We start from the raw sequence: 11,929 nt of genomic DNA, 5'->3' as shown, positions 1-11,929 counted from the left end.
TGGCAACCCTGCGACAGACCGCTTGGGGCTGCGTAAAAACGTTTCATGCCGGGCAGGCCTGGGCGTGTGGATGTTCAGCTATGCTTGCCGGGCGAAGGGAAACGTGAAGTGGTTCAACACTCAATGGATATCAAGTTCGCCCACCGCTTGTCTTATAAACAAGCCAGATTGACGGTGCTGGTCGGTTTCGTCTTGGGAACCTTGCTCAGCCTGATCCAAATCGGCATTGATTATGCCAGCGAAGACGCATCCATCAACCGCGAAATACGTTCGCTGATCGAAATCAGCCATAACCCCGCGTCACGTATCGCCTACAACATCGATGCCGAACTGGCCCAGGAACTGACCCTGGGCCTGCTGCACTCCCCCGCCATCATTCGCGCGCAGTTGATCGACAACAACGGCGTGGTGCTGGCCGATGTCGACCGGCCACGCAAGGAAAGCACCTACCGGCCTATCAGTGACTTCATGTTTGGCGCCAACCGCCAGTTCGAAGACCAACTGTTCCTGAGCCACATGCCCAACGAGTCACTTGGCGTACTGCGCCTGGACGTCGACACCTACGCCTTTGGCAGCCGGTTCCTGCGCCGCGCCGAGATCACCCTGCTCAACGGGTTCGCGCGTAGCCTGCTGCTGACCGGGATTCTGCTGGGCCTGTTCTACGTCATGCTGACCCAACCGCTGGTGCGCATTATTCGTGAGCTGAGTACCCGCAAGCAGGCACGCCTGGACTGCCCGCCAGGGCATGAGCACGATGAAATCGGCGTGCTGGTGGACGTCGCCAACCAGCAATTCGAAAACATGGAAACCGAAATCCAGCAGCGCCGCCACGCCGAGGATCGGCTGACCGAATACCTGGGGCAACTGGAACATATCGTGTCCGCGCGCACCCTTGAACTCAAGGCCAGCAACCAGCGGCTGACCCAGTCCAACGATGAGCTGGAAGCCGCCAAGATGCATGCATTGGGCATGGCACAGGCCCGGGCGGCCTTCCTGGCGAACATGAGCCACGAAATCCGCACCCCGCTCAACGGCCTGCTGGGCATGATCGCACTGTCGCTGGACAGCCCGTTGAACGCCGAACAACGCCAGCAACTGTCTATCGCCCATGACTCCGGCAAAGTGCTGGTGGAACTGCTCAACGATATTCTCGACCTGTCCAAGTTCGACGCCGGCCAGTTGGAGCTGGAGCGCATCCCCTTCGACCTCGGCGCCCTGGTGGAAGACACCGCCAACCTGTTATCGCAGAACGCCGCACCGAGCGTGGAGCTGAGCTGCCTGATCGACCCGCAGTTCCCGGCCCAGGTGCTCGGTGACCCGACCCGTGTGCGGCAGATTGTCAGCAACTTGCTCTCCAACGCCTTGAAGTTCACCCGCTTTGGTCGGGTTGATGTGCGCCTGGGTACCCACGACGGCGGCGTACGCATTGAAGTCTGCGATACCGGCATCGGTATTGCGCAGGAAGCGCAGGTGAAAATCTTCCAACCGTTCACCCAGGCCGGCGCCGGCATCACTCGCCAGTATGGCGGGACGGGCCTGGGCCTGGCACTGACGCACAACCTGTGCGAAGCGATGAAGGGGCGCTTGAGTATCAGCTCGGAAGTGGGCTTTGGCAGCCAGTTCTGCGCAGACCTGCCACTGCCCGCCCATTTGCCCGCAGTGCAGCCAGCGCCTCTCAAAGGCGAGGTCATCGCCATCACCAACGCCGGCAGCGGCCTGACAGAGTTGCTCACGACCCTGCTGCCCTGCTGGGGACTGTCCCTGCGTTGTTTCACCATGGATGACGATTTGAGCGGGCAAACCCCCGACCTGCTGATTACCGACTGCCCGGAATGCCTGTTCCGCATACGGCCGGGCATTACCGCGCCCATCCTGCTGGTGACCGCCTATGGCAACTTCATGCCCAGCGAAGAAGTGGCGGCACTGGCGCCGTTGCACCAACAGGCACGCCCCTTGAGCCGCAACGCGCTGTACCAGATCCTGCAACGCAACTTACGCACCGACGCGCACCTGGTGCTTGACCCCGTCCAAGTGGATGCCGCACCGCTCGCACATCGGGCGCGCATCCTGCTGGTGGAGGACAACCCGGTCAACCAACTGGTGGCCAAGGGCATGCTCAGCAAACTGGGCTGCGAAGTGATCGTGGCCGCCCACGGTGGCGAAGCGCTCAAGTTTCTTGAAGAACAGCGCTTCGATATGGTGCTGATGGACTGCAACATGCCGGTGATGGATGGCTATGAGGCCAGCCGGCAGATTCGGCGCAGCGGACGCTGGCCGGACCTGCCGATTGTCGCGTTGACCGCCAATGCCCTGTCCGAAGAGCGCGAGCGCTGCCGTGCGGCGGGGATGAATGATTACCTGGCCAAGCCGTTCCGCCGCGAAGAACTCAATGCCCTGCTGGACTTGTGGGTGCCTGGGACGACAAGTCTTTAAGTTGCACAAGCAACTGGTCGAGACCATCGCGCAAGGCATCGGCTTGATTCAGGTCGATGCCGCGATCACACAACAGGCGGGTCTTCAGGCCATGGGCCTGGTCCCGCAGTTGCACACCGGCCTCGGTCAGGCTCAAGTGCACTTCACGCTCATCCCTGGCACTGCGCCGACGCTTTACTAACTCAAGCTGTTCAAGGCGCTTGAGCAGCGGCGTCAGCGTGCCTGAGTCGAGCATCAGGCGCTCCCCCAGGGCCTTGACCGTCGGCTGCAGCGCAGGCGTGGCGTGCCACTCCCACAACACCAGCATCACCACATATTGCGGGTAGGTCAGACCCAACTGGTCGAGCATCGGCTTATAGGCACGGGTGACAGCACGTGACGCAGCGTAGAGCTTGAAACACAGCTGGTTGTCCAGGGCCAGGGACACACTGGGCAAGTCGGTCATTTGAGCAAGGCTTCGATCTCTTGGGTCAAGTCCTGCGGCTTGGTGGCAGGACCGAAGCGCTTGACCACCTGGCCGTCGCGGCCGATGAGGAACTTGGTGAAGTTCCACTTGATGCCCTTGGACCCCAGCAGGCCCGGCGCCTGTTTTTTCAGTTGCACGAACAGTGGATGGGCATCGCTGCCATTGACGTCGATCTTCTTGAACAACGGGAAGCTGACACCGAAGTTCAGCTCGCAGAATTCGGAAATCGCCCCTTCGTCACCGGGCTCCTGCTTGCCGAACTGGTTGCAAGGAAAACCCAGCACCACCAGGCCCTGGTCCTTGTACTGCTGCCAGAGTTGCTCCAGGCCCTTGTACTGTGGGGTGAAGCCGCATTTGCTGGCGGTGTTGACCACGAGGACGGCCTTGCCGGCGAAATCAGCCAAGGTCTTTTGCTCACCCTTGATGGTGGTGCAAGGGATGCTCAGCAGGTTGTTGCTCATGGCAGTGCCTCGATAAGGAAGAAAGAGGATGAAACATAGTAGGCAATTCAATTGCGTGCAATTTAATTGACCACACTGATGACACCTCATCAACACTCTGTAGGAGCGAGCTTGCTCGCGAAAAACTCAAGGACACCGGGCTGAACCAGAATGCCCGTGTAATCGTTGACGACTTTCGCGAGCAAGCTCGCTCCTACAGGCGCCCGCCGTCAGTCTAGTTAACGGGGTACAAGCTCCAGGCACACCGAGTTGATGCAATACCGCAGCCCCGTCGGCGGCGGACCGTCCGGGAACACATGGCCCAGATGCGCATCGCATTTGGCGCAGGTGACTTCGGTGCGGATCATGCCGTGGCTGACGTCACGGATCTCGATCATTGCACTGTCGGCGATCGGCGCGTAGAAACTCGGCCAGCCGCAGCCGGAGTCAAACTTGGTGGTCGAATCGAACAGTGGCGCATTGCAGCAGATACAGTGATACACGCCATCGGTCCGGGTCTCATTGTACTTGCCGCTGAAAGGACGCTCGGTGCCCTTGAGACGGCACACGTTGTACTGCTCCGGATCGAGCATTGCCTTCCATTCTTCAACGGTTTTCTGCAACTTTTCCATCGGTACACCTCGGCAACTGAAAAAGCCTGATCTGTATCTTTTCCACGGATCAGGCGGCACGTATGATTGCGCCTCTTCAAAACGCCAGTCTGGCACCCGCGCTACCGGCATTCAAACGTATTTATGGGTGCGGGCCTTGCAGCATTCACAGTACGGTAGTGCCCACACCGTCTGGATCGTTCATTTTCAGGATCACATCGCCATGCAGGTCAGCAAATCGAACAAGCTCGCCAACGTCTGCTACGACATTCGCGGCCCGGTGCTCAAGCACGCCAAGCGCCTGGAAGAGGAAGGCCATCGCATCCTCAAGCTGAACATCGGCAACCCGGCGCCCTTTGGTTTCGAAGCGCCGGATGAAATCCTCCAGGATGTGATCCGCAACCTGCCCACCGCCCAGGGCTACAGCGACTCCAAGGGCCTGTTCAGCGCGCGCAAGGCCGTGATGCAGTACTACCAGCAGAAGCAGGTCGAAGGCGTCGGCATCGAAGACATCTACCTGGGTAATGGTGTGTCCGAGCTGATCGTGATGTCCATGCAGGCCCTGCTCAACAACGGCGACGAAGTGCTGGTGCCAGCACCGGACTACCCACTGTGGACCGCCGCCGTGACCCTGGCCGGCGGCCACCCGGTGCATTACCTGTGCGACGAGGGCGCCGACTGGTTCCCGGACCTGGCCGACATCAAGGCCAAGATCACGCCGAACACCAAGGCCCTGGTGATCATCAACCCGAACAACCCCACCGGTGCGGTGTACTCCAGGGAAGTGCTGCTGGGCATGCTCGAGCTGGCACGCCAGCACAACCTGGTGGTGTTCTCCGACGAGATCTACGACAAGATCCTCTACGACGATGCGGTGCATATCTGCACCGGTTCCCTGGCGCCGGACCTGCTGTGCCTGACCTTCAACGGCCTCTCCAAGTCCTACCGCGTGGCGGGCTTCCGCTCCGGCTGGATCGCGATTTCCGGGCCCAAGCACAATGCCCAGAGCTACATCGAAGGCATCGACATGCTGGCCAACATGCGCCTGTGCGCCAACGTGCCGAGCCAGCACGCAATCCAGACCGCCCTCGGCGGCTACCAGAGCATCAATGACCTGATCCTGCCCCAGGGCCGCCTGCTGGAACAGCGCAACCGTACCTGGGAGCTGCTCAATGCAATCCCGGGCGTGAGCTGCGTCAAGCCCATGGGCGCGCTGTACGCCTTCCCGAGGATCGACCCGAAGGTCTGCCCGATCCTCAACGACGAGAAATTCGTGCTCGACCTGCTGCTCTCGGAAAAGCTGCTGGTGGTCCAGGGCACGGCGTTCAACTGGCCGTGGCCGGATCACTTCCGAGTGGTGACCCTGCCCCGCGTGGATGACCTGGACATGGCCATTGGCCGTATCGGCAATTTCCTCAAGTCCTATCGCCAGTAACCGACGTGGCGCTGTACGACCGGCATTCGGTCGTACAGCGATTATCTGGCAACACTTCTCTGGCTGTGCACTTTCCCCGTACTGCATTTGCGTTTCTACATCCACAAGCCCCTGTGGTTACGGGGCCGCAAGGCAAAAAATAGCTTTTCACGGATAACATTCGTCATCGGAAAATCCCTTCAAGGCTCTACATTCAGGCTGTAGGACACAGTTTGAAATAGTCGCTCGGTTGAATCACCCCAAGCCGCACCTTATATACCCCGCAGTACGCGACATATTAAGCATGAGGAGAACTCTACAACCATGATGCGCATCCTGCTGTTCTTGGCCACCAACCTGGCGGTCGTGCTGATTGCCAGCATCACCCTGAGCCTTTTCGGCTTCAACGGGTTCATGGCGGCCAACGGGGTTGATCTGAACCTCAATCAGCTGCTGATTTTCTGTGCGGTCTTTGGTTTTGCCGGTTCGCTGTTCTCGCTGTTCATCTCCAAGTGGATGGCGAAGATGAGCACCAGCACCCAGATCATCACTCAACCACGCACCCGCCATGAACAATGGCTGATGCAGACCGTGGAGCAGTTGTCTCAAGAAGCAGGTATAAAAATGCCCGAGGTCGGGATTTTCCCTGCTTACGAGGCCAACGCCTTTGCGACGGGCTGGAACAAGAACGACGCCCTCGTGGCGGTCAGCCAAGGGCTGCTCGAGCGCTTTTCACCCGATGAGGTGAAGGCGGTCCTCGCGCACGAGATCGGCCACGTAGCCAACGGCGACATGATTACCCTTGCGCTGGTGCAGGGCGTGGTGAACACCTTCGTGATGTTCTTTGCGCGGATCATCGGCAACTTTGTCGACAAGGTGATCTTCAAGAACGAAGGCGGCCGCGGAATCGCCTACTTCGTAGCGACCATCTTTGCCGAAGTGGTACTGGGCTTCCTGGCCAGCGCGATTGTGATGTGGTTCTCGCGCAAACGAGAGTTCCGTGCAGACGAAGCCGGCGCGCGCCTGGCTGGCACCAGTGCAATGATCAGTGCGCTGCAGCGCCTGCGCTCCGAACAGGGCCTGCCGGTGCATATGCCCGACAGCCTGACCGCCTTTGGCATCAACGGTGGTGTCAAGCAGGGCCTGGCTCGCATGTTCATGAGCCACCCGCCGCTGGAAGAGCGTATCGACGCGCTGCGTCGTCGGGGCTGATACCCGGTAATGCAAAAGGGGCGATTGGATCGCCCCTTTTTTGCGCGCGGGTTTTACCCCTTGGTGAGCCGATAAACGCGCTCTTCAAGACACGTGACACCGTCCTGCACGAACTTCCAGCTCTCACCCAGGATATCCTGGGCTTCGAGCACCTCCAGGCTCCACTGCAAACCCAGCAGCACCTTCACCTCATCATCCGGCACCGCAAAGGGCGGGCCGGCTTTTTGCGTCTGGTCGTAGTCCAGGGTGATCAGTATTCCCTGGCAGCCTGGCCGCAACAGGCTGTTCAACTGCTCGGCGTACTGCGCGCGCATCAGCGGCGGCAGGGCGATCAGTGCGGCACGGTCGTAGAGCGCAGTGCAGTCAGCCAGTGCCCCGGCGTCCAAGGCAAAGAAATCGCCGCACCATATTTCGATCAAATCAGCCTGGTACACCTTGAACACGCCGTGCCGAGTGATGCGCGGCGTCAGGTTCTGCTCGCTGAAAAAGGCTTCTACCGCCTGCTCCGACAGTTCAACGCCGAATACGTGATAGCCGTTGCTGGCCAGCCACATCAGGTCCAGGCTTTTACCACACAGCGGCACCAGCACCTTGGCGCCCTGGGCAAGGCCCAGCGCAGGCCAATACCGCAGCAGGTAAGGATTGACCTCGGGCAGGTGAAAGCCAATCTGATTGCGCGCCCAGCGCTCCTGCCAGAATTTGGGCTCCATGGAATCACCTCCGAAAATTCGATCAAAAAGCGCTAAAACTTATATTAGATTTAGATCAATGATCTGATTGAAGATGGGCCCATGTTAAACCTCAGGACCTTCCTTATGTTGCCCAGCCTGTTTATCTCCCACGGATCGCCCATGCTTGCCCTGCAACCCGGCGCCAGCGGCCCCGCCCTGCAGCGCCTGGCCGCTGAACTGCCGCGGCCGAAGGCAATTGTGGTGGTGTCGGCACATTGGGAAAGTCAGGAACTGCTGGTCAGCGGCAGTGCTGCGCCCGAGACCTGGCACGACTTCGGCGGTTTCCCCCGGGAGCTGTTCGCCGTGCAGTACCCGGCACCGGGCGACTTGCAATTGGCCAACGAAATTGTCGAACTGCTTCATGCCGACGGCTTGAATGCGCGGATCGATGAGCGCCGCCCTTTTGACCATGGCACCTGGGTGCCGCTCTCGCTGATGTACCCGGCAGCGGATATTCCAGTGGTGCAAGTCTCCTTGCCCAGTCACATGGGCCCTGCCCTGCAAACCCGCGTCGGGCATGCCTTGGCCAGCTTGCGCGAACAGGGCGTCCTGTTGATCGGCTCCGGCAGCATCACCCATAACCTGGGCGAGCTGAACTGGCAGGCCGGACCTGAGAGTATCGAGCCTTGGGCACGCGACTTCCGTGACTGGATGGTGGAGACACTCGCCGCCAACGACGAGGCGGCCTTGCATGATTACCGTCGCCAGGCGCCCCACGCCGTGCGCAATCATCCCAGCGATGAACATTTGTTGCCGCTGTACTTTGCGCGCGGCGCCGGGGGTGACTTCAGCGTTGCACACCAGGGGTTCACCATGGGCGCGCTGGGTATGGACATCTACCGCTTCGGTTAACAGCGGACAAAAAAAATCCCCGAACCAGTCGGGGATTTTTTATGTGCGATCAATCAGCCCAAGGGCGGATCAATCTTCGCGGTAGCGACGCAGCTTCAATTGCTTGCCGGCAACGCGGGTGTCTTTCAGCTTGGTCAGCAGTTTTTCCAGACCGTCTTCCGGCAGCTCCACCAGGGAGAAGCTGTCACGGACCTGGATGCGACCGATGGCTTCACGTGCCAGGCCACCCTCGTTGAGGATAGCGCCCAGCAGGTTCTTGGCAGCGATACCATCACGTGCGCCCAGCGCGGTACGGCAACGAGCACGGCCTTCAGCCAATGGAACCGGAGCGCGACGCTCACGATCACCACGGTCCGGACGGTCGCCGGTACGCTCTGGACGATCACCGCGTGGCGCGTTGTTCGGCACCAGTGGGCGCTCTTTCTCGATGGCCGCCAGGGTCAGGGCCTGACCGTTGGTAGCCTTGCGCAGCAGGGCTGCAGCCAGGGCACGCGGGGTGCAACCGATATCGGCGGTCAGGCGGTCCAGCAGGTCGCCGTGGGTCGATTCAGCGTCAGCCACCAGCGGCGACAGGCTGTTGGTCAGTTTCTTGATGCGGGCATCGAGAACAGCCTGGGCATCCGGCAGGCGGACTTCGGCGACTTTCTGACCGGTTACACGCTCGATCACTTGCAGCATGCGGCGCTCACGTGGCGTCACCAGCAGCAGTGCACGACCTTCGCGACCGGCACGGCCGGTACGGCCGATACGGTGAACGTAGGATTCCGGATCGTAAGGCATGTCAACGTTGAACACGTGGGTGATACGCGGCACGTCGAGACCACGAGCCGCTACGTCGGTCGCCACAACGATGTCCAGGCGGCCATCCTTGAGGGAGTCGATCACGCGCTCACGTTGGTTCTGGGCGATGTCACCGTTCAGCGCAGCGGCTTTGTAGCCTTTGGCTTCCAGGGCACTGGCCAGGTCCAGGGTCGCTTGCTTGGTACGCACGAACATGATCAGGGCGTCGAAGTCTTCGACTTCCAGCAGGCTCAATACAGCCGAGGTCTTCTGGTCAGCGTGAACCAACAGGTGAGCCTGTTCGATCGCGGTAACGGTCTGAGTCTTGGTCTGGATCTTCACGTGTTGCGGATCGCGCAGATGGCGTTCGGCAATGGCACGGATCGACTGTGGCAGGGTAGCCGAGAACAGGACGGTCTGACGGGTCGGAGGCAGTGCCTTGAAGATGACTTCCAGGTCATCCATGAAGCCCAGCTTCAACATTTCGTCAGCTTCGTCCAGAACCAGGTGGTTCACGGTCGACAGGACTTTCTCGTCGCGACGCAGGTGGTCGCACAGACGGCCCGGGGTGGCAACAACAATCTGAGCGCCATTACGGATGGCTTTCAGTTGCGGGCCCATCGGCGCGCCGCCATAGACGGCAACAACGGTAACGCCTGGCATTTGCTTGGCGTAGGTTTCGAAAGCGGTTGCTACTTGCAGCGCCAACTCACGCGTTGGCGCCAGGATCAGGGCTTGCGGTTCGCGCTTGGCAGGATCGATGCAGTGTAGGATAGGCAGGGCGAACGCGGCGGTTTTACCGGTACCGGTTTGCGCCTGGCCAATCATGTCCTGGCCGGCCATGATGATCGGGATCGATTGCTGCTGAATCGCCGAAGGTTCTTCGTAGCCGGTCGCGATGACGGCAGCGAGAATGTTCGGGTTAAGATTAAAAGCGGCGAAGCCGCCGGTTTCCTGGGTCATGGGTCTGCCTCTAAGTGCATCCGCAAAGACCCATGCTCCAAAGCTGCGCATGCCGTGTTGAGACTCAAGAGTCGCCCTGGCTGCTTTGTCGGCGGGGATTTGCGAAAACGAATGAATGAAAAAGATTCGTCAAGGGAGAGTCCGCTGTGCGGACGTGCAGCCGAAGCTGACTTCGGGGAATTGCGCTACCTAAACGCGGCCCGGTTAAAGGCCGGCGCGCACTATACCGGAAATACCTGAAAAAGGGAGCTTTTTTTATCGCCAGGCGCCGATAAACCGCGCTGCATCACAGTCTTTGCAGATAAGCGCGGCAGGGTCTATTTTTCAAAGGCCCGGCCCTGCTGGTCATAACGCTTAAACGGTTCACCTTGCATCGAGACCCTTTGGTCTGAAACCCTTCATTGCGCCCGAGGGAACACCCGATGAATCAAGCCAGCAGCAGCCGCGTCAGCCGTGAACTCCAGGGCCATGTCCTGCTGTTGGGCCTGGATCGGGTCGCCAAGCGCAACGCCTTTGACCTGGACTTGCTCAATGAACTGAGCCTGGCTTATGGCGAATTTGATCGAAATGACGAAGCACGGGTGGCCGTAGTATTTGCCCACGGCGACCACTTCACCGCGGGCCTGGACCTGGCCAATGTCAGCGCTGTGATGGCTGGAGGCTGGCAACCGCCCCTGGGCGGTTGCGATCCCTGGGGCGTTTTCGCCGGCCCCAGGGTCAGCAAACCGGTGATCGTCGCGGCCCAGGGCTATTGCCTGACCATCGGTATCGAGTTGATGCTCGCGGCGGATATCAACCTGTGCGCGAGCAATACCCGCTTTGCGCAGATGGAAGTGCAACGTGGGATTTTTCCGTTTGGAGGCGCGACATTGCGCTTTCATCAGATCGCCGGCTGGGGCAACGCCATGCGCTGGCTGCTCACCGGCGATGAATTCGACGCCCATGAAGCCCTGCGCCTGGGCCTGGTGCAGGAAGTCATGGCCAGTGAAGACCTGCTGCCCCGCGCCATCGAACTCGCCAGCCGCATCGCGCGCCAGGCCCCGCTTGGCGTCCAGGCCACCTTGATGTCGGCCCGCCTGGCACACATGGAAGGCGAAACCGTTGCCGCCGCCGCGCTGCCGCCGATGGTGGATAAATTGCTGAACAGCGAGGATGCCAAGGAAGGCGTGCGGGCGATGGTCGAGAAGCGGCCGGGGGTGTTCAAGGGCATCTAGCTTATGTAGCCGGACGAATCGCCTTGATCAACGGCTGCAACGAATAACCCAGACGCGGCGCCAACAACTCAGCCCGAGTAGAAAGCGCATCCAGATCCAGCGCCTGGTCCAGCTCCGAAGGCACCAACAGGATCACATTGCCCTCCTTCACCGGCAGTTCCCAATAATGCCGGTGGTACAAACCACGCAGCAACGCCGCGCCCAAAGGTTTGCCATCATCGGTCGCCCACTGGTTGATCACCAGCCAACCGCCGGGGTTGAGTTTCTTCTGGCAGTTTTCCAGGAAGGTCCAGGCCAGGTGTCCGACGCCGGGACCGACATCCGTGTAGAGGTCGACGAAAATCAGGTCCGCCGATTCAGCGCTCTCCAACAATTCCAAGGCGTCGCCGATGCGGATATACAGGCGCGGATCATCATCCAGCCCCAGGTATTCGATGGCCAGGCGCGGCACATCGGGGCGCAGCTCGATGGCTTCGACATCCTCCAGCGGCAGGAACTTGAGGCACGCCTGGGTCAAGGTGCCAGCTCCCAGGCCGAGGAACAGTGCGCTCTCCGGCTGCTCATGGCACAACGCGCCGATCAGCATCGCGCGGGTGTAGTCGTATTCCAGCCAGCTCGGGTCAGCGGTGAACACGCAGCTTTGCTCGATGGCGTCGCCAAACTCGAGAAACCGGTAATCGGCCACCTCGAGTATACGAATCATGCCGAAATCATCATGGACTTCGGCCAGCAGGCGCTCGACACGCTCCTCGCTCATTACTACTCCTAAAGGGTCTACCCCACGGCAAAGGCGCGATTGTCGGCCAACCGGCG

General features: G+C 60.3%; 11 protein-coding genes. 5 read left to right on the top strand and 6 right to left on the bottom strand.

Features of this window, described 5'->3' with window-relative positions:
• The first annotated feature begins 123 nt into the window (after positions 1-123).
• On the top strand, positions 124-2,433 hold the full coding sequence (locus tag BFQ01_RS05090) for a hybrid sensor histidine kinase/response regulator (RefSeq protein ID WP_065924448.1): 2,310 nt from the start codon (positions 124-126) through the stop codon (positions 2,431-2,433).
• Here BFQ01_RS05090 and BFQ01_RS05085 read toward each other — a convergent pair.
• The 3 genes from BFQ01_RS05085 to msrB all read right to left on the bottom strand — a co-directional run bounded on the left by BFQ01_RS05085 (position 2,387) and on the right by msrB (position 3,971).
• The gene (locus BFQ01_RS05085) at positions 2,387-2,878 is read right to left on the bottom strand and encodes a MarR family winged helix-turn-helix transcriptional regulator (RefSeq protein WP_065924447.1); all 492 of its coding nucleotides are present in this window, start codon (positions 2,876-2,878) and stop codon (positions 2,387-2,389) included. The two genes, BFQ01_RS05090 and BFQ01_RS05085, sit on opposite strands and share 47 nt — an antisense overlap.
• Positions 2,875-3,360, bottom strand: a complete 486-nt coding sequence (locus BFQ01_RS05080) for a glutathione peroxidase (protein WP_027607003.1) — start codon at positions 3,358-3,360, stop codon at positions 2,875-2,877. The genes BFQ01_RS05085 and BFQ01_RS05080 overlap by 4 nt, the downstream gene beginning before the upstream one ends.
• A 218-nt stretch (positions 3,361-3,578) precedes the next feature.
• A complete protein-coding gene (msrB, locus tag BFQ01_RS05075; RefSeq protein ID WP_065924446.1) occupies positions 3,579-3,971 on the bottom strand; it encodes a peptide-methionine (R)-S-oxide reductase MsrB in 393 nt (130 codons plus the stop codon).
• Positions 3,972-4,173: 202 nt separating this feature from the next.
• Here msrB and BFQ01_RS05070 point away from each other — a divergent pair, with 202 nt between their 5' ends.
• Positions 4,174-5,385: a pyridoxal phosphate-dependent aminotransferase gene (locus BFQ01_RS05070; protein ID WP_065924445.1), complete on the top strand. Its 1,212-nt coding sequence runs from the start codon at positions 4,174-4,176 to the stop codon at positions 5,383-5,385.
• Between the two features lie 303 nt (positions 5,386-5,688).
• On the top strand, positions 5,689-6,576 hold the full coding sequence (htpX, locus tag BFQ01_RS05065; protein ID WP_027607000.1) for a protease HtpX: 888 nt from the start codon (positions 5,689-5,691) through the stop codon (positions 6,574-6,576).
• Positions 6,577-6,629: 53 nt separating this feature from the next.
• Here the strand turns inward: htpX and BFQ01_RS05060 are convergent, their stop codons facing one another.
• A complete protein-coding gene (locus tag BFQ01_RS05060) occupies positions 6,630-7,286 on the bottom strand; it encodes a thiopurine S-methyltransferase (RefSeq protein ID WP_065924444.1) in 657 nt (218 codons plus the stop codon).
• Between the two features lie 105 nt (positions 7,287-7,391).
• Here BFQ01_RS05060 and BFQ01_RS05055 point away from each other — a divergent pair, with 105 nt between their 5' ends.
• The gene (locus BFQ01_RS05055) at positions 7,392-8,159 is read left to right on the top strand and encodes a DODA-type extradiol aromatic ring-opening family dioxygenase (RefSeq protein WP_065924443.1); all 768 of its coding nucleotides are present in this window, start codon (positions 7,392-7,394) and stop codon (positions 8,157-8,159) included.
• Between the two features lie 69 nt (positions 8,160-8,228).
• Here BFQ01_RS05055 and BFQ01_RS05050 read toward each other — a convergent pair whose 3' ends face one another.
• Entirely contained in the window at positions 8,229-9,902 is a 1,674-nt protein-coding gene (locus BFQ01_RS05050) for a DEAD/DEAH box helicase (protein WP_027606997.1), read from the bottom strand.
• Between the two features lie 422 nt (positions 9,903-10,324).
• Between BFQ01_RS05050 and BFQ01_RS05045 the strand changes: the two genes are divergently transcribed.
• Positions 10,325-11,116, top strand: a complete 792-nt coding sequence (locus BFQ01_RS05045; protein WP_065924442.1) for a crotonase/enoyl-CoA hydratase family protein — start codon at positions 10,325-10,327, stop codon at positions 11,114-11,116.
• A 1-nt stretch (position 11,117) separates the two neighbouring features.
• On the opposite strand, the gene BFQ01_RS05040 is transcribed toward BFQ01_RS05045, so the two are convergent.
• A complete protein-coding gene (locus BFQ01_RS05040) occupies positions 11,118-11,873 on the bottom strand; it encodes a spermidine synthase (protein ID WP_065924441.1) in 756 nt (251 codons plus the stop codon).
• Between the last annotated feature and the right edge of the window lie 56 nt (positions 11,874-11,929).

Origin of the sequence: Pseudomonas sp. 8 R 14 (assembly GCF_900005955.1) — a bacterium.
Classification (GTDB): Bacteria; Pseudomonadota; Gammaproteobacteria; order Pseudomonadales; family Pseudomonadaceae; genus Aquipseudomonas; species Aquipseudomonas marginalis.
Note: the sequence above shows the minus strand (reverse complement) of the source record. Positions and strands in the feature narration are given on the sequence as shown.

Excerpts from the sequence above, each read along its gene's own strand:
- BFQ01_RS05090 (WP_065924448.1), top strand. The coding sequence starts at position 124 with ATGGATATCAAGTTCGCCCACCGCTTGTCTTATAAACAAGCCAGATTG.
- BFQ01_RS05085 (WP_065924447.1), bottom strand. The coding sequence starts at position 2,878 with ATGACCGACTTGCCCAGTGTGTCCCTGGCCCTGGACAACCAGCTGTGT.
- BFQ01_RS05080 (WP_027607003.1), bottom strand. The coding sequence starts at position 3,360 with ATGAGCAACAACCTGCTGAGCATCCCTTGCACCACCATCAAGGGTGAG.
- msrB (WP_065924446.1), bottom strand. The coding sequence starts at position 3,971 with ATGGAAAAGTTGCAGAAAACCGTTGAAGAATGGAAGGCAATGCTCGAT.
- BFQ01_RS05070 (WP_065924445.1), top strand. The coding sequence starts at position 4,174 with ATGCAGGTCAGCAAATCGAACAAGCTCGCCAACGTCTGCTACGACATT.
- htpX (WP_027607000.1), top strand. The coding sequence starts at position 5,689 with ATGATGCGCATCCTGCTGTTCTTGGCCACCAACCTGGCGGTCGTGCTG.
- BFQ01_RS05060 (WP_065924444.1), bottom strand. The coding sequence starts at position 7,286 with ATGGAGCCCAAATTCTGGCAGGAGCGCTGGGCGCGCAATCAGATTGGC.
- BFQ01_RS05055 (WP_065924443.1), top strand. The coding sequence starts at position 7,392 with ATGTTGCCCAGCCTGTTTATCTCCCACGGATCGCCCATGCTTGCCCTG.
- BFQ01_RS05050 (WP_027606997.1), bottom strand. The coding sequence starts at position 9,902 with ATGACCCAGGAAACCGGCGGCTTCGCCGCTTTTAATCTTAACCCGAAC.
- BFQ01_RS05045 (WP_065924442.1), top strand. The coding sequence starts at position 10,325 with ATGAATCAAGCCAGCAGCAGCCGCGTCAGCCGTGAACTCCAGGGCCAT.
- BFQ01_RS05040 (WP_065924441.1), bottom strand. The coding sequence starts at position 11,873 with ATGAGCGAGGAGCGTGTCGAGCGCCTGCTGGCCGAAGTCCATGATGAT.